The sequence below is a fragment of the Bradyrhizobium nanningense genome (assembly GCF_004114535.1).
Taxonomy (GTDB): Bacteria; Pseudomonadota; Alphaproteobacteria; order Rhizobiales; family Xanthobacteraceae; genus Bradyrhizobium; species Bradyrhizobium nanningense.
In genome coordinates this window covers 422,325-438,205 of record NZ_LBJC01000033.1, presented here as the reverse complement: position 1 = coordinate 438,205, position 15,881 = coordinate 422,325, and the positions used below count along the sequence as shown (strand labels likewise).

At 59.4% G+C, this 15,881-nt stretch carries 23 protein-coding genes and 2 tRNA genes; 7 read left to right on the top strand and 18 right to left on the bottom strand.

What is annotated here, in order from left to right; all coding sequences use genetic code 11:
* Positions 1-381 precede the first annotated feature (381 nt).
* From XH84_RS31040 to XH84_RS31030, 3 genes are all read left to right on the top strand, one after another.
* Positions 382-458, top strand: a tRNA-Arg gene (locus XH84_RS31040).
* 217 nt (positions 459-675) lie between these two features.
* Positions 676-1,287, top strand: a complete 612-nt coding sequence (locus XH84_RS31035; RefSeq protein ID WP_128921849.1) for a DUF6680 family protein — start codon at positions 676-678, stop codon at positions 1,285-1,287.
* A gap of 15 nt (positions 1,288-1,302) precedes the next feature.
* Positions 1,303-1,977, top strand: coding sequence for a DUF4145 domain-containing protein (locus XH84_RS31030; protein WP_128921850.1), 675 nt, complete (start codon positions 1,303-1,305; stop codon positions 1,975-1,977).
* A gap of 50 nt (positions 1,978-2,027) precedes the next feature.
* On the opposite strand, the gene XH84_RS31025 is transcribed toward XH84_RS31030, so the two are convergent.
* The 6 genes from XH84_RS31025 to XH84_RS31000 all read right to left on the bottom strand — a co-directional run bounded on the left by XH84_RS31025 (position 2,028) and on the right by XH84_RS31000 (position 7,505).
* Positions 2,028-3,287, bottom strand: coding sequence for a DNA-packaging protein (locus XH84_RS31025; RefSeq protein ID WP_128921851.1), 1,260 nt, complete (start codon positions 3,285-3,287; stop codon positions 2,028-2,030).
* Entirely contained in the window at positions 3,284-3,931 is a 648-nt protein-coding gene (locus XH84_RS31020) for a hypothetical protein (protein WP_128921852.1), read from the bottom strand. The genes XH84_RS31025 and XH84_RS31020 overlap by 4 nt, the downstream gene beginning before the upstream one ends.
* Before the next feature lie 212 nt (positions 3,932-4,143).
* Positions 4,144-4,485: a hypothetical protein gene (locus XH84_RS31015; RefSeq protein ID WP_128921853.1), complete on the bottom strand. Its 342-nt coding sequence runs from the start codon at positions 4,483-4,485 to the stop codon at positions 4,144-4,146.
* A gap of 354 nt (positions 4,486-4,839) precedes the next feature.
* Entirely contained in the window at positions 4,840-6,594 is a 1,755-nt protein-coding gene (locus XH84_RS31010) for an AAA family ATPase (RefSeq protein ID WP_164936567.1), read from the bottom strand.
* A 135-nt stretch (positions 6,595-6,729) separates the two neighbouring features.
* The gene (locus tag XH84_RS31005) at positions 6,730-6,930 is read right to left on the bottom strand and encodes a cold-shock protein (protein ID WP_128921855.1); all 201 of its coding nucleotides are present in this window, start codon (positions 6,928-6,930) and stop codon (positions 6,730-6,732) included.
* A gap of 26 nt (positions 6,931-6,956) precedes the next feature.
* Positions 6,957-7,505, bottom strand: coding sequence for a hypothetical protein (locus tag XH84_RS31000; RefSeq protein ID WP_128921856.1), 549 nt, complete (start codon positions 7,503-7,505; stop codon positions 6,957-6,959).
* A gap of 132 nt (positions 7,506-7,637) precedes the next feature.
* Here XH84_RS31000 and XH84_RS30995 point away from each other — a divergent pair, with 132 nt between their 5' ends.
* Positions 7,638-7,943, top strand: a complete 306-nt coding sequence (locus tag XH84_RS30995; RefSeq protein ID WP_128921857.1) for a hypothetical protein — start codon at positions 7,638-7,640, stop codon at positions 7,941-7,943.
* Positions 7,944-7,946: 3 nt separating this feature from the next.
* Here XH84_RS30995 and XH84_RS30990 read toward each other — a convergent pair whose 3' ends face one another.
* Positions 7,947-8,324: a hypothetical protein gene (locus XH84_RS30990; protein ID WP_128921858.1), complete on the bottom strand. Its 378-nt coding sequence runs from the start codon at positions 8,322-8,324 to the stop codon at positions 7,947-7,949.
* Positions 8,325-8,380: 56 nt separating this feature from the next.
* On the opposite strand from XH84_RS30990, the gene XH84_RS30985 reads away from it, so the two are divergent.
* The gene (locus XH84_RS30985) at positions 8,381-8,875 is read left to right on the top strand and encodes a hypothetical protein (protein WP_128921859.1); all 495 of its coding nucleotides are present in this window, start codon (positions 8,381-8,383) and stop codon (positions 8,873-8,875) included.
* A gap of 145 nt (positions 8,876-9,020) precedes the next feature.
* The gene (locus tag XH84_RS40135) at positions 9,021-9,188 is read left to right on the top strand and encodes a hypothetical protein (RefSeq protein ID WP_164936568.1); all 168 of its coding nucleotides are present in this window, start codon (positions 9,021-9,023) and stop codon (positions 9,186-9,188) included.
* Here the strand turns inward: XH84_RS40135 and XH84_RS30980 are convergent.
* The 11 genes from XH84_RS30980 to XH84_RS30935 form a co-directional block, all read right to left on the bottom strand.
* Positions 9,182-9,811: a hypothetical protein gene (locus XH84_RS30980; protein WP_128921860.1), complete on the bottom strand. Its 630-nt coding sequence runs from the start codon at positions 9,809-9,811 to the stop codon at positions 9,182-9,184. The genes XH84_RS40135 and XH84_RS30980 overlap by 7 nt on opposite strands.
* The gene (locus XH84_RS41495; protein WP_283811980.1) at positions 9,808-9,933 is read right to left on the bottom strand and encodes a hypothetical protein; all 126 of its coding nucleotides are present in this window, start codon (positions 9,931-9,933) and stop codon (positions 9,808-9,810) included. The genes XH84_RS30980 and XH84_RS41495 overlap by 4 nt, the downstream gene beginning before the upstream one ends.
* Before the next feature lie 183 nt (positions 9,934-10,116).
* On the bottom strand, positions 10,117-11,241 hold the full coding sequence (locus XH84_RS30975) for a phage tail tape measure protein (protein WP_128921861.1): 1,125 nt from the start codon (positions 11,239-11,241) through the stop codon (positions 10,117-10,119).
* Positions 11,190-11,945, bottom strand: a complete 756-nt coding sequence (locus tag XH84_RS30970; RefSeq protein WP_128921862.1) for a hypothetical protein — start codon at positions 11,943-11,945, stop codon at positions 11,190-11,192. The genes XH84_RS30975 and XH84_RS30970 overlap by 52 nt, the downstream gene beginning before the upstream one ends.
* Positions 11,942-12,169, bottom strand: coding sequence for a hypothetical protein (locus tag XH84_RS30965; RefSeq protein WP_128921863.1), 228 nt, complete (start codon positions 12,167-12,169; stop codon positions 11,942-11,944). The genes XH84_RS30970 and XH84_RS30965 overlap by 4 nt, the downstream gene beginning before the upstream one ends.
* An 11-nt stretch (positions 12,170-12,180) precedes the next feature.
* Complete coding sequence (locus tag XH84_RS30960; RefSeq protein ID WP_128921864.1) at positions 12,181-12,981, bottom strand: hypothetical protein; 801 nt, start codon at positions 12,979-12,981, stop codon at positions 12,181-12,183.
* 46 nt (positions 12,982-13,027) lie between these two features.
* Positions 13,028-13,540, bottom strand: coding sequence for a hypothetical protein (locus tag XH84_RS30955; protein ID WP_128921865.1), 513 nt, complete (start codon positions 13,538-13,540; stop codon positions 13,028-13,030).
* A 9-nt stretch (positions 13,541-13,549) separates the two neighbouring features.
* On the bottom strand, positions 13,550-13,747 hold the full coding sequence (locus XH84_RS30950) for a hypothetical protein (RefSeq protein ID WP_128921866.1): 198 nt from the start codon (positions 13,745-13,747) through the stop codon (positions 13,550-13,552).
* Between the two features lie 116 nt (positions 13,748-13,863).
* Positions 13,864-14,070: a hypothetical protein gene (locus XH84_RS30945; protein ID WP_206734176.1), complete on the bottom strand. Its 207-nt coding sequence runs from the start codon at positions 14,068-14,070 to the stop codon at positions 13,864-13,866.
* A 215-nt stretch (positions 14,071-14,285) separates the two neighbouring features.
* Entirely contained in the window at positions 14,286-15,542 is a 1,257-nt protein-coding gene (locus XH84_RS30940; protein WP_128921867.1) for a tyrosine-type recombinase/integrase, read from the bottom strand.
* A gap of 6 nt (positions 15,543-15,548) precedes the next feature.
* The gene (locus XH84_RS30935) at positions 15,549-15,728 is read right to left on the bottom strand and encodes a hypothetical protein (RefSeq protein WP_128921868.1); all 180 of its coding nucleotides are present in this window, start codon (positions 15,726-15,728) and stop codon (positions 15,549-15,551) included.
* 79 nt (positions 15,729-15,807) lie between these two features.
* On the opposite strand from XH84_RS30935, the gene XH84_RS30930 reads away from it, so the two are divergent.
* A tRNA-Arg gene (locus tag XH84_RS30930) sits at positions 15,808-15,875 on the top strand.
* Positions 15,876-15,881: the final 6 nt, after the last annotated feature.

Sequence of the window (15,881 nt, the reverse complement as noted above, 5' to 3'; positions counted from 1 at the left end):
CAGCCGCCCGCAGGCAGCATCAAATGCGCGGAAAGGTGACAGACTCAAGGCGATGGAACCAAAGGTGCAAATCGTCGCATTCGCCATGGAAAGGCAAGCCCAGAGGAGACCGATCAAAATACCGCCGCGCACGCCGTCCTGATGGCGCAGCAATACCTGACCCGTCGTCCGGCGACCCTATCCCGGAAGCTGGCCAGCGTTCCCGGCGATGTGATCCATCGTCCAGTCCGCTGCCGCTCAACCCGGCACCCTGACATGCCACCGTCTCGCTTTGTCGCGACATTGAGGAAAACGGTTCGGTTCAGGCTTGGCGAAAGACGATATTTTTCATAATGGCATGGTAGATGAACAGCCAGCCCCCAAACCGGAGGGGCTCCAGACGGTCCCGTAGCTCAACTGGATAGAGTAGCGGATTTCTACTCCGCGGGTTGCAGGTTCGAGTCCTGCCGGGATCGCCAATGTTTTCAAATAGTTAGGTGGTCATTTCGCCGTCAAATCGTGTTGCGCCTGTTGCGCAAAATTCCCCAATACTTCCAACGATTCCCCACAACTGCCGGCTACTCGGCGCGACACGGGGCGCGACAAGGGCTGTGAATAGGCCGGATAGCTTTCAAGTAGCGTGCTGCGTGCGCGGAGGCTGTGCAACGATCGCTCGTTGATTCGTTGGAGAGGACCATGGCTGAGGAAGCCGCATCGATTCTTAAATTATCGGACGTCGTTATAGCCGCGTGCACGCTGCTCGGGCCGATCCTAGCTGTCCAAGCTCAGAAGTGGGTCGAGGGCTTCCGCGAAAAGCGAGACCGTCGGTTCAACATCTTTCGCACCCTCATGGCGACCCGGGCCACGAACCTGACGGCCGCACACGTCGAGGCGATCAATGCGGTGCCCATCGATTTCTATGGCGACAAACCCATCATCGACGCATGGGAAGAATACTTCGAACACCTGACGAAAAGCGCAGACACAGGGGCCCTGTGGGGCCAACGCAGAATTGATCTGTTCACTAAACTGCTGGCGGCGATCGGCCAGAGAGTTGGATACGCATTCAGCGCCGCCCAGATGAATCGCATCTATTTCCCGAATGCCCATGGGAGAATGGAGGAGGATGCAGAGGCGATTAGGACTGGCATGGCAGCGTTATTCAAGGGTGATTTCAACCTACCATTGGCGATTAAAAGCGTTCCCGTCGATCCGACGACAGCGGAGCTACAGGCCACCCTAAACAAAAAAATGAATGCAGCATATGCGGACGATGGCTCATTCCGAGTGACCATCCTTCCACAGTAGGGCACCGGGTAGGAAGTGACAACCAAAGCAAAACAGATCAGGAGCCATTGTCCGAACTGCGGCCCAGCTCGGTATGCCAATGTGCTGTTTGAACACAAAGCAACTGCCACCGACGAAGATACAGGCGTGTGGGAGACAATAACCTCCTACATGCTGGAGTGCGGCGGATGCAAAACCGTTTTCTTTCAGGAGAACTTCGTTTTCTCAGAAGACATAGGACCGGACGGTCCAGACATCCGCATTGCGTATTACCCGGCGCCTGCGAAACGAAAACGACCCGACTGGTTTACGTTGTTCGATCTCGAAGATAGCGGATTATATGATCTTCTGAACGAGACCTACAACGCGCTTAACGTGGATGCGCGCGTGCTGGCGGCTACCGGCGCGAGAACTATTTTTGATCGGGCGTCAGAATTGCTCAAGATCGATCCTGCATTGACGTTCGGGCAAAAACTGGACGAGCTTCAAGCAAAAGGCCACATTTCCAGTTCGGAGCGTGCCCATCTCGATATTTTAACCGATGCGGGCGGCGCCGCAGCTCATCGAGGATGGAAGCCGAAGCCCGGACAACTTGATACCATCATGTCGATCGTCGAGAGTTTCATACATCGCAAATTCGTTCTCGAATCCGAAGTGAAACGGCTGAAAGCTCAGTTGCCGCGACGACAAAAGCGAAAGAAGAAGACCTGAGTTAAGATACAGGCTAAATCTCTTGCGCTGAGCCGTTTCCATGCGGGTTGCTAAAGCCGCAGCTCCGTGATGATCGTGATGTTCTGCGGCCCGCTCAGCTCGGTCAGTGCCCACACAAGCGCGTCGACACGATCCGGCGAATAGCCGACCTTGGTTCGGTCAAAGTCCGACGTGAACGCACACATCTGATCTTCGAGCACATCGAATCCGCCGACGTGATGAACCTTGCGCTGCTCGTAGAGCGCAGCGATTGGCTCTGCGCGCACCACTTTGCCCCGACTGGCATGCACCGCTTTGAAGCTCACACGCGAGTCGAGCGCGCGGATTGTCGCCTCAACCATGGCGCCGCCGTTGTTCACTTCGGCCAGGATCCGGTCCGCCTTGTGCCGGCGGTACGCTGAAATTGCCACGGCAGCCCACTCGTGCGGCGCATAGCGACCCGAGCAATCCTCCAGCACGTAGATCGTGCCATCGCGCGCGACACCGGCAACAATGATGCCGGTCTCGTCGGATCCTTCGTTGTTCGAGACGGCGGGATCGATCGCCACGACGATGCGGCGCAGCTCGGGCGCAGCCGAAACGCGGTCGCGATCCAGCCAGTCCAGTTGCCACAGCGCGCCGGGATTGTCCGAAAGCAGTTCGGCGTTCAACTCTTGGCGACCGAGGCGCGTTCCTTCGTAGCGCTGCCGCACGGCGGCCAGGAATGTCGGCGCCAGGTTGGCTTCATTCTCGAAGGTCGAGCCGCGCGTCACCACGACGTCCCTGCCCTGGCGCGCCAACAGCTCTTTGATCAGCTTGATCGGCCTTGGCGTGGTCGTCACCAGCCAGCGCGGGCGCTTCCCGAGGCGCAGGCCGAATTGCAGCATGTCCCAGGTGCCCTGCACGTCGGTCCACGCGGCCAGCTCGTCCGCCCACGCAGCGTCGTGCTCGGGGCCGCGGAGCCGGTCCGCTTCCTCGCTGGAAAACGTGGTCGCTTGCGCTCCGTTCGGCCAGGTCAATCGGCGCTTGCTCGACTCGTAGATCGGCCTATTCCATGCCGGCGCGGTGTTGAGCAGCCCCGACACGCCCTCTACCAGCGTGTCGCGCGCGTCGGCGGCGGTGGCGGCGACCAAGGCGATGCGGCCGGCCTGCCGGGTCTCAACGAGTTCGTGCACCCACCCTGCCCCTGCTCGAGTCTTGCCGAAGCCGCGGCCGGCCAGGATCATCCATCCGTTCCAGTTACCAGGCGGCGGGAGCTGGCTGGGACGGGCCTTGGCGCGCCACCCGCCATCCTCCAGCGCGTCGGCGAGCGCGGCAGCAATGCTGGTCATGCGTTCGGCTCCGGCAGCGGTAGCGGTACGGGGCAAGGCGGCGGCAGCGGGACCGCATCGATGACCACGGGCGCCCTGCCCGCGGGCTGCCGATCATCGGATCCCTCCGCGTCGAGCTTTCGCCAGGCGGCGACCACCGCGGCGCGCGCGTCGGGGAATGGGGCCAGAGCGGCGAGTTGCGCAGCCTGCACCTTCGCGAACTGCGGGCTGTTCACGATCGCCACGTTGTTCTGAATGTTGATGGTGCCTTGCGCGATCGTGGCGATCTCGCCAGTCACCTTGCCGATCTTCTCCAGCACACCGACGAGTTGCCCCGCTACAATCGCCGCACCGCGCGCGTCACCCGCCTCGGTGGTCGCCGCAAGCTGCGACATCAGCATCGTGCGCACCGCGCGGAAGTGATCCAGCACCGATGCGCCCTCGTCCGCTGCCTTAGCGGCCAGATCGGCGAGCTGCGCCGGGCCGACGAGATAGGACGCCTTCATTTCGGCGCTGACGTGATTGTGCCAGTGCCGGCCGATCGCGTCCTTGGACAAGTCGAACTTGGTGGCGAGGCTTTCGAGCGAGGCGCCGCCCGCGCGCAACAGCTCGATTCGCCATCTCTCGTCATGGCCGCAAACCGTGCATTTTGGTCCGGATTTCATTCGCATTTTTCCAATGTGAATTGCGCCCTTGACCCGCATCACCGGCCAAGGGCGCAACATAGGCGCATCATGTTCTAGAAAAAGACGCTTATTCAGTATGTTAGAATGCGAGTAGAAGATATATAATCCGTTAATCGCTGATCTGAGCGGCTGGATCGAGCGCGACAGGACCGGAAAACCGGTGCGAATTGAATATTGTCCACGCCCCTCGCTCACTTTGGCTTGAAGTAGGCGAGCACACCGAAGATGCTGCCGATCATCCCAAGTCCAAGTGTGACCCGATTTGCCCAATATTCCCAATCGGCCTTTTGCTCAGCTCGGATATCGGATCGCACCTTGGTTGCTGCCTCAGGTGTCAAATAAGCTTTCGTCGAATAACGCGGATTGATCCAAGCACTCTCATCCGTTGGTAGGGGCACATGGTATCTATAAGCCTGCTCGACCAGCCACTCTGAGCGAAATTGATCGATTTCATTTTCGTGCATCATCAGCGCTCGTTCCTGCGCGCGTATTAGATCTGGCGCCTCCGATCCGCCTTCTGTCGCCGTGGACATGTCAGCGCTCCTGATGCGCCGTCGCTCGGCGAGAAATCTTCGCAACCTCCATCGATATATCCATTCGTCAAACATTCCGCTCTCCAGTTTTCCACGCTCCGTAGAGAGTTACGCACACACGCACAACCATAGGATATGAGTGTGTGTGCGTACGATCGGAAGGGACGTAAACGTCCCCCTTTCCGATTATCGTCTTCGCACAGCCGACGAAGGTGTAAAACCCTGGAAATTGCAACGCTTTTTCCAACTTTCGCACACACGCACAACGCAAAACGCACATGTGCGAAAACTGTGCGTCCCGAGGGAAAGTAGGCCGGAAAAACTCACAGCCCTGTGTGTGGCGTTCTGTCCACTTCAAAATGAAGTTGACCCGCGCGGCAGCGGGATCGCCGGCATTGGCATCGCGGCTCGCTTCGCGTCGATCGCGTTTAGCTCGCGGTCCCCCGTCTGAGTGGTCCGCCATGCACCGAGCCGCTCGATCACAAGCTTTTCTTTCAGCAGCCGTTTTAGGACACGCGCCACCTTGGTTTGGTTCGGCGCAGCGTTAGCGCCGTATGTCCAGTCGAGCACCTTAGCCAGGTCAGTGGGTGACGAGCCTTGCCGGTCGCTCACGGCGCGTAGCACCCGCTCGTTATCGTGATCGGCGCCCTTTTCCACGACGTTGGCCCTATCGCCGCCGACCGGCCGGGCAATGACGGTCGGGATCGGTCGGCCCTTCGTGTCTTTGAGCTTTGGATGATCGCGCACCGTTTCCAGTTCGAAGTGCATCGCCGGAAACTCAGGGCCTCGGAATTTGCCCTGCGCGCTGAGAGCGAGCAACGAGTCGCGCCGCTGAACAGCGATATTGCCGTCGACCTCGGCCAGGAACGCACCCCCGCCACGCGGAATCAGGTCGTCGTCGCCGGCCCGCTTCGTCGGATGACAGAGCACAATGACGGTCGGGCCGCCCGGTAGTTGCGTGAGGGACCGGAGCTGCCGCGCGTAGGCTCCCGCCTGCGTGTTGGAATTCTCGTCCTCGGATGAATTGTAGGCCGCCGCGGTATCCACGATCACCAGGGCCAAGCTCAGCCCTTTCTGGACCACTTCCGCGGTTATGCGCTCGGCGGTTTGATTGAGATCCATGGCGCCGACGAGGAAATGCACGGCGGTAGTGTCGGGACTGATCCCCATGTCGCGCGTCAGTCCGAGCCAGCGCGCCTGCACGTCTGTCGGGTTCTCACCCGCGAAATAGAGCGTGGTCCCTTGCTCAACCGCCGCGCCGTTGAGCGGCCGACCGGCGGTCACGTGTCCCATGATCCGCATCGCGATAGCGGTTTTGCCCGATCCAGTCGCCGCCGTGAGGCTGTAAAAATACCGGCGCTGTAGGATGCCATCGATCAGAAAGTCAGGTGGCTCGTACGCGGCAACGAACTCGCCGGAGGACTTGAGCAGGTCGGGTTGCTGAGCCGCGGGCGCCTTGAACGGAACGACGGGCATTGCTTTCATCTTCTCCAATTCCTCGTAGAAACGCCGCTCCGACCAACGTTCGATTTTCTTCGCGTCCGACCACGGCCGACCGTCCGCTAGCCATTTGGCATACCCGGCGTCGTCGAGGTCAAAGAACCGATCTAGGCGCTTCAGGCGCCGGGCTTCGCGAGCATCCTCTGCGGCTTTATCTACCGCTCGTTTGGCGCCGACCTTCGCGGCAAGGTCGTTTAGAGTTGCTTCCGTCCGTTCCCAGGCGGCGCCGCAAGGCTCATAGCCGCGTTCTTCCTTCTCATCTGCCATGACGTCGATGATCAGATGATCCGTCCAGTGCTTTTCGCGGTCGTAAAGCTGCCACTGGTCAATCAGAGCGGCCTCATATTGCTCCATGGTCACGGCTTGGCGAGGATCGCCCGGACCGAGCAGGTTTCGCGCGAGAAGCGGCGGCTCGTACGCGAGCATCATGTCGCGCCAGAGCGCGAAACCCTCCCTTGGCCACAGGCGATGCATGTCCCAGCCAAGACAAAGAGGCGGCGACATTTCAGGTTCGGTGCTGCCGGCCCACCATTCACAAAGATCGTTCAGTGCCTCAATCGCGACCGGCGTCGAGAGGCGTTCGGCTTCATCGAGTTCAAGCAGACTCATCGTGGACTCCATTTGTTTGGAGCCCCACGCACATTTACATTGCGGCCGACATCGAAGTGTGGTAGCGGTGAACTCGCGACAGTTTACGACTACCCTTCGACGCCTCAGCAATGCCGTTGCTGGGGCGTTTACTTTTTAGACCGTCCGGACGTTCGCAGCTTGCGGTTTTCCGGTTCGCGAGCTGATCTCGATCTCGAACCCGACGTGCATGCCAACTTCAAGCGCCTTGGTGCCGAACGGCAGCGCGGAGACGTGGCAAAACACATCGTGCCCATCGGTCGCGATGAAGCCGAAGCCACGTTCTGCATTCCATTTTTTCACTTGTCCGATCTTCATTTCCGTTTTCTCCTTTCTGATGAGAGTTAGGCCGGCGCCTTCAGACCAAGCAGTTTCGCAATCTCCAGCAGCACGCGACCGTGAAATACGGTCAGACGCTCGACGTCGCGCCGCTTCCGTTCGCCCCGCTGGTAAAGTGCGTTGACAAATTGAGCCACTTCATCTGGCGGCCGATCGAAAATCGATAGCGAAACGAACACACCGTCGGCATCAAAGTTTGCCGTCACGAGATCGTCGCCACGTTCCAGGCGCTCTTTGATCCGCGGCACCAGCATGTCGCCAATGAAAAGCGCGAGCCCGTGACCCGCGGTCTTCGCCGATAGATGCGTGAGATCGTCCGCATAGTTCTTCGGATTGATCAGATATTCGTGCATCGGCAGTTCGAGAACCCGTTTGACCTCCCTGGCGAAGTCGCCACCGCGCTCATGATCGATCGCGAGCGAGATCAGCCACACCGCCGCGTCGCGTGCAGTCATCTCGGCCGCGCCGCGTCCGTGCCCTTTGATGTTGAGGAGCCCGGCCGCTCTCAGATGTCGGCCGTACAAATCGACCGTCGAAAACGGCTCATTGAGCAATTCCGACAGTGCCTTCGCGAGATCACCAGATGTAGCCATGTTACGCGGCCCGTACTTTATCGGTAGTTTTTCCTATTGAAATAATCTATACACCTGCTATTCTTAAAAAATCAACAACGCAGGGGACCACCAATGAAGAGCACCCGGTTCGAGACTTCCACATTTGCCAATGGCGCCGCGTTCGCCCGCCACGCTCCGGAGGAACGCCGCTATCGAGAAGCCGTACAGGCTTTCTCCAGCGACGCCAGCCCGGCTGCCATTAGCAGCGCGATCGCGGCGGCTCGGCGGTACGGTTTCCGCCTGACCAAGGCCGACGTTCGCGAGGCCGCGGTGGCGGGCCTGCGCGACAGGCTCTTGGCGTTGCCGGGATACACTGAGGCGGACGTGCGGTGGCATGCTGCGCGGCGCGGCCGGCGCGAGCGTCACCTCTACGCCTGACACTCATTTGCGGGGCGGCCGGGCTTGTCTCTCGGCCGCCTTTCGTGCTTCGTATTTGCGTTCCCATTCATCCTCGATGCGTTGTTCCTCGCGACGCCGTAGCGCTTCGCGCGCTTGCTCAAGGGCCGCATGGGACAATTCTGCCGCCGAAAGACCTAGCTGATCAGGAGCGACCCGCGCCGCTCCTATGCACGTTCCCTCGACCATCGCCCACACATCCGCCATGGTCGACAAGAACGCTTTACCCGGTCGGTACACTCGCAACTGACCTTTGCGCGCCCGACGCTTCAGCGTGTCGCCCGTCACACCGCTGCCCTCGGGAAAAGCAATCCGCGCCAGTTCGTCCAGAGGCCGCAGCGTTTGGTCGCTCCAATCGGTCATGCCGAATCGGTAGCACGCGCGGCACCACAGTTATGTTGACAATTTCCAATAGGTGCTTGTTTTCACAGAAATTTCTGGTTGCGCTTGCCGTCTGGCTGCGGTTTGATGTCCCGGGGAATTTTGAGATGCGTATTTTTGTTTTGTGTTTCCTTGCCGTTTCGATGCGCCCCGCGATCGCATGGGAGGTTGGTCAATTCAAAGACCGCATGACCGATCGCATCGAGACTTACGCCACAGTGCAGGATGGCGCGGCAACGCTCTACGTCGGTTGTCTGAATGGCGCAGTGAAGCCGGTCTTAAAGTTCGATCGGCCTATCGGGTGGGGAAAGATCGGGCTCAGCTACAGGTTCGACAACGGCCCGGTAGTGCCGCGTTTCGCCACTTTGAGTCAGGACGGCCAGGATCTATGGATTTGGGTCCTAGACAGCGCTGAAGCGATGGCACATCTGCGCACGGGGAAGAGACTGCGAATCTCGCTGGATGGTGCCGCAATGTTCGACTTCAATCTGTCACAGGGCGGTAAGGATCTGCCAGCAATCAAATGCGGTTAGCGGCATAACCAGCCAACACTATTCCTTCCCTCCCCCCGCCCGGTAGCTCCGCGCGCGCGGTTCCAGAATTAACCCGGACCACGCCTATCAAGCTTAACCACGGAATGATCGCGCGAGCGCCGGTTGTAGCCGCTAGGCTGCAAACATGGCGAAACGCAACCGTCAAAAAAGGACGCCGACCCGGACGCCCTTCGATCCGGAGATCTCGGCTCGATGGGCAGAGATCCTGCGGCTGCGCGAGCAAATCAAAAAGGCGCTCGCGAAGCGCAAAAAGAAGATCGGGCGGAGGTTCGCTGAGTTCGACTTTCATTGACGATCGATCCGATCCGACCAACGTTTCAGAACCTTGATCCGGATTCCGTCAGCACCGACCTGCGTGTGTTGCGCGAAGCCGCCGACAAGCCCGCCGACGGTGGTCCCCCCAAATGTGCCTTCGTTCGTTCGGTGAAACTTTGCGGCATACTGCTTCTCAAGCAACTGCAGTCCGTCGCGGGGAAACTGCATCTGCGAGGACTCGTCGATGCTAGGCCGGATATAGCGTTCGACTTTACGTCCTTTGAAAAGGCCATGGTCGAAATAGCATTCCGTCACGAAGATCGACGGGCCGTCAGTATCGGACCAACCAGCCAGCACGACGTCGCACCGACCTGTCGTGCTGAGACCGATCGTCTTCGCCCGTGCGCAACAAATTCTTAGCAAATCCGGCATCGCCTGGACGAGCGCGTGAAAATCGGCGAACGGGGTTTCGATGAGGAGCGCCGAGAGCAGAACCGGCACGGTCGACATGCCCGTGACTCCAAACACGGCGTTGTACTCGGGTAAGATCGAAACCTTAGTGCCGATGCCGCGGAGCTTGCCGGACGTTGGATCATGCCAGGCACCATCAGAGTAGATGTGGACTGCGTCCGAAGAATTGAGGGCGGCGATTGCAGTCATTGGTCGTCTCCGTCGTCGTCCGACCGTTCGTCAACTTCGACGATTTCAACTTTGTCGATGAAGGTACTCGTGATGCCGACGGTCGCGAGAGCCGCGGCCGCGATGGCCGTGAAGATTGGCATTATACTTTCCCCTTGTTGTTGCTATCCATCATTCCTCCGACTTGCGATCAGGCCAGCGCCAAGCGCAAAATTCTGTATTGGCTTCGTCCAGATCGTCGAAATCGGGATCGATCACATCGCTGGCGACCTTCGACGGCGCGGGCAGATGGTCTTGATGGACGTTCCGTTGCTTCTGTCTCGGCGTCATAGCTCGCGCCTTTTCTTCGCGCTCTGCACGATCCGCACGGTGTCCGAATAACGGGCGGCGCGATCGCGGGCCAATTCCTCGCGGAGCTGCGTCACCGTCTCAGCGGATGCGCCTTCGCCGATGCTGATTTGCCGGTTGTCCTGCATGACTACGGACGGGCCGTTGCCATTGGCGGCGCGACCCATCTGTCCGACAAGGCCGCCGTCGGCGTAACCGCGCAGGCTGTCGAGATTGGCCACGCCGACGCGTCGCACGGTCACAGCGTCCATCACATATTCGCCCTTATGGACGATGCCGGCCGGCTGGTATTTGCCACCCGGGCCGGTGTAGCCGCCACTGGCGAACATGGGGAACGACAAGCCGCCCGTGCCGGCGCCGAGATCGCCAGCCGCCGACATAACGGGAACGCTGCCACTCCCGCCACCCAACCCGAACAGCGAGCCGATACCGCTCGACGAACCGCCGAACGCCGAGGCGAACAGATTGTCGGCCGCCATCTGCATCAGTTTGTCGGCGATCTTGCCGAGGGCGTTCAGACCGGCCGATTTGAACGCATCCCAAGCCGATGCGCCGCTGCGGAGTTGCTGCCCGAACTCGACAAAGAACCCGCGATTGACGCTCATTCCCTCAACTATGAGCGAATCGAGTTGCTTCCGTGCGCTGGTCGCATCGTTCATGGCTTGCTGGAACTGCGGCAGGGCGGAGCCCGCGACCTTGGCTTGGTCGTTCAGGTCTTCAACGGCTTTCGCGGCCATGTTCGACGCGCGCTTGAACTGCTCAAGATTGCTCGGGTCGAGCAATCCTCGGTCTACCCAGCTTTGGAGCGTATCCGCCGCTGCCTTGCTGGCGTCGCGGAAACTGAACACGCCAATTGCGGCCTGCTCCTGAACGCGGGCCATTTCCGCCTGTGCACGCGTTGCGTTCAGGATCGCGTCGCGCTGCTTGCCGGAAACAGAGACGCCTTGCAGCGCCGCCGCGGCGAGTTCGAGTTCTTTTGCTCTGACTTGGTCCTCGACGGTCGCCAGGTTGCCGAGAAGCGCGATGCGTTGAGAGATCGCGCCGTAGCTACCTAGCCGGCCCCGAGACGGCGGCCCGGCGAAAATCCATGGGCGACGTTCCACTTTGGCCAGTCGATAGGAGCCGGATTGATGAGCTGCCCGATTTGATCTTCCGACCATCGCTGCAAGAGGCATTGCGTGATTCCTTCGCGGGTGATTGTGGTGTGTTGCGCATATCCACCGATCCAGTGAATACGGTCGTCAAAGAGTGCGTGCCGCTGCATCTCGATGACCTTGCGCAGCTTGTTTTGCAGAACTGCCGGCTCGTCGTCCTCGGATAGACCTTCAAACCAAGCGTCGAGAATGATGTCGCCAGGGATAACCGGGCCGACGATGACATTCGGCAATCGTTGGAGAACGAACGGCTCCGGGAGATATTCGCCCTTGGTGCCCTCGGGAACGCCGATCGGCGTCTGATCGGTCGTTTCGATTACGTATGCTTCGGGGCCTCCGCGCGACTCGGAGAAACCAACCAAAAGCAATTCGATATGATTGGTAAGCTGCCAGCGGTTGACGATGGAAGGCAGAACGATTTCGATGCACTCGACAACATCGTCAAATGTTGCAAACGCGTTGGTCAGTTCGTAGCCGAGAATAGGCGTGGCGACTGACATCCCGCGAATTGCGATACCGCCGGGCCATCCAGGCGCCGGATAGAATTTCGGCACGAAGCCGGCCAACACGCCGTTGCGGTCATAGCTCGCCGCGTCAGTAACCACGTGGATCGTCTGATGCTTGGGACTGATCACAATATCGGTTGCGGTCATGACTTGATCGCCTTCAAGGCCATACTGAGCTTTCGTCCCATCTCGCCCGCAACGTCGAATATCGTTTCGAGAGGCGGCGGCGATGGACCTTCGACAGCAAGCACCCGATCGAACGCCTCGTCGCGGATCTTGGTCAGCCCGACTTCATCTGCGCCGCTGCGGACGCCGTTCAGCAGCGCAGATTCGAAGTCGAGGACGATTTGCGTCAGTTCGATGTTGCTCATATTCGAACTCGTCAGAGCGACTTGAGCTGCTTGATAATAGCCTGGTGCTCGCTCTCTTCCGCTTGGCGAAGGGCTTCGCGCGCGGCGGCAACAGACGCCATAGCCGACTGGCGCTCTTGTTCGACTCTGTGACTTTCAATCTCTGCGTTGAGCGGCGCCAAGCTGTCTCGCTCGAAATTGTCCCAGAAGGGAGTCGGCACCCCTGTTTTGGGGTCGATGAATCCCGCCTCGTGCTGAAGTGACCGCTTCACGATGGTTAGTGCATCTTCGGCCGCTCGAACTGCATCGGCATCCGTTTCGTAGGTCTCCATCCGCTGTGGATCAGCGTCACGGATAAATTTGCTAGTCCACTCGTTGACGATGGATTCGGGGAGCTTGGCCAGCGTCGGCACACGAAGCGCCGCCATTCTTTCGGCTGGAGTCAGGGTATGAAGCTTCGTGGGATCGGTGCTCGCAACGCGTTGAGCGATCGCGATCGTTTCCATCGCGCTCAGTACGTCGGAGCGGTCGAACGCAGGCAGGGCGGGTTTGCTGGCTTTCAAAGCCGAAGCCAGCTTCTCGACATTAAGACGAAGATGTCCCAACTCTTGAACTTTGGCGCTGTAGGCAGATTTCAATTCGGCGTCGAACCACCGATCGTTGCGCTGCTCGGATTCGGCGCGCTTCTTGATCGGCCCGCGAACGCTGCCGAGCGAGTCATGAATTGCCAAGGCGTGCTTGATGAGCGCCGCCGACTGTTTGGATGCAGCGGTGTTCTTCGCGGCGACTCGGGTGAACTGTTCTTCAAGCAGAGCGGAGACCGAACGGGCCATTGTTTTGATTCCTTGGATTTGGTGTTGATATGTGCGGTAGGCTTGGTTAGGCGAACCCGCCACTCAGAATGAATTCGGCAGAAACGTCGTCGGCATTTTTAGCGACAAGCACCGAACCTCCGGAAAATTGGGTGCTGAGTGCGGACGTGGTCGAACGCTTGGTCGCGCCGGATCCCGCGGACACCGTCACCGTGCCGGCACCCCACGTGAGAAACCCGCAGGTGAAGCATTCCGGCAAATTCCGGGGCACCGTGATCGTTACGTTGGACGCGTCATCACAGCGAAGCACCTTGCCATTGTCATCGGCGTTCAATGTGCGATTGCCGGTGAACGGGACGACATCGGTGTAAAAAATCGTGTACGTGACGACGCCAGAAATGGCGCGGATGACAGACGAAAGCGCGTCGCCGCCGGCAAAGTAATAAGGTTGATCTTCCGACGTGAGTCGGCGTTTGATCTCGCCATGCTCGAAGACGGCTTCGCCGTCGGTCGTGACCTTGATCCGTCGACCATCCGGAATAAGAACCGACACCGAATTGCCCTGCGTCACTTTGGACATGGTCGGACCTCACTTCACGTCATTCGCGCCGGGCGGAACGACGAACGTCGTGCCGTTCACGGTGCTGGTCGCGGGAATGGCGGGCTGTTCGACGCTCACCACGCCGTTCACGACCGAGCGCGACCGCGCGCGCGGCGTCTCGACATGGCGACCGAAAGAACCATCGGATTGGGAAAGCGGCACGGGTGGAATGCGAACGGTGGACATTGTTGGAGTTTCCTTGTGAGGTTTGAATTGTGGGGCTGCGGGGCTGGGAGAGTTCAAGGCATCGCCCGCCCCGCGCCACTTCCGCCGATGGCCCACCGGCGGTCGAGCTGGAGAATTCAGGCGGCGACGCTTGCGCGCGGCGCTTCGGTGAAACTAGCGAGGAAGGTAGGAACGTGCAGGCCCCAGCGGCCGGCGACATTGCGAGCGCCAGGCACACGGCCGCTTTGAAGCGCGTGGAAAGCGCCCTTCTCGCTGCGGCCAATCACTTTGCCGATTGCGGCAGCGCCCCAAATCAATTCGGATTCTGGATTTTCGATCTTCACGACCGCGAGTCTCCGCTGAGGCTCGCTGCTTCGGACAATAAAAAAGGCCGAGGCGCGAGCACATGTTGTGCTGGTTCGCTCTCGACCATCCCGGTCGTTCGGGTTTCACCAAAGCGCTAGGACATCCCGTCCGTCGTTGCCATCCCGGCAAACGCTTGATTACTTCCGCTAGAAACTACGTCAAAATACTAAAACATGACGCCGGTTAAAAAATCCTAACCAAATTTGCCTTCCGCCGCGGCCAATTCCTCGGCGTGATCGGCTCGCGGGATCAGATGCGCATATGTGTCGATTGTGATCTGAATGGACGCGTGCCCGATGCGCTCCGATAACTCTTTAAGGTTCAAGCCGAGGCCCACCGGTGGTCGAGCGAGGCACCAACTGGCGAAGTAGTGCCGCAGGCTGTGGGCGCCCGTGTACTTGGCCTTTAAGATCGGCTTCCCCTCCTCGTCTCGCTGGGGCTTTCCGCTTCCATCCAGCACGGGCACCGTGATGCCAGCCGCTTCCCAGGCCGGGATAAGCCCGCGTTCGATGATGTTCGAGTGAGTCTCGACTTTTCCCGAGCCGTTCGGAAAAGCTAGGTGCAGTTGCCCTTCATTCTTCGGACATTGCAGTTTCCATGCTTTGAGCGCGGCAAGCGTCTTAGGCGGGATTGGAACTACCCGTTGGCTATCGGCCGACTTTGGATTGCCAATGGCGTTATACCGATCAGCGCGCTGGCGAACATGCAGTTCGCTTTTTTTGATATCGACGTCCTGCCAGCGCAGCCCGCGTAGTTCGCTGGCGCGCAGGCCGCACCGGACGGCCGTAAGAAAGAATGCGCGCCAACGCTCGCTGTCCGTATGCTGCAACAGTGCATCGACCTCCCGCGGTTCAGGAATATCTCGCCCGATAACCAGCTTGCGCTTCTGTCGACGCTCGACTTTGCGCTTTCTACTACGGTTTGCGGTCATCGAACGCACGACGTTGTGCCCCACCTTCCCGCGTTCCAGTGCGTCGCTGAGCAAACTAGAAAGCGAAGTCGTGACTTTCTTGACCATCACCGCCGACCGCGCCTCCCCGACCTTCTGACCGGGCGCCGGCACGCCATTGCGAAGCTTGTCTTGCCAATCTCGGACAATCGCGACGGTCAGCGCCGGGAGCTTCAAGGCGCCAAGATAGGGATTGATGTGGAACTTCAGATGCTGGCGGTATTGATCGACCGAAGAACGTTCGAGATCGCCGCAACCGTCGATCCACAGGTCGCCGGCTTCCTCAACAGTGATGCTGCGACTCGTAGGAGTGTGAACTCCTTTCTTCACGTCGATGCGAACTTGAGCCTGGAAGTCCTCGGCATCCTTTTTGCGATCGAAGGTCTTTATGTGCCGGCGCCGCTTGCCTCGCTTGTCCTTCTCGGCGGTTGAATACTGGACGACATAAGCCGAGCGCTCTTCGCCGCTCTCCGTTGTCCACGTCCGCTTTCTGATCGACATCGCCGCTCACTCGCCTTCATCAGGCAGAATGCCGTCTCTCAACTCCTCATTCTCAAGCTCTTCGATCGCTTCTAGAGCGGCGATGCGTTTCATCAGCCAGTCCGCCGCTGCCGCTCGTTTCTCTTCAGGGAACGTCTCTATTGCGGTCCAAAACAGATCTTGGATTTCGTCGTCGTTACTCGACATGTTGCGCCCCCTGACCGGTCAGAATAGAGCATCGTACCGTAGGCGCGACAAATGCGCAACATGAATCAAAAAAACTTAAGTGAATCAATGAGTGATAGCGGATTTCTACTCCGCGGGTTGCAGGTTCGAGTCCTGCCGGGATCGCCAGCCTCA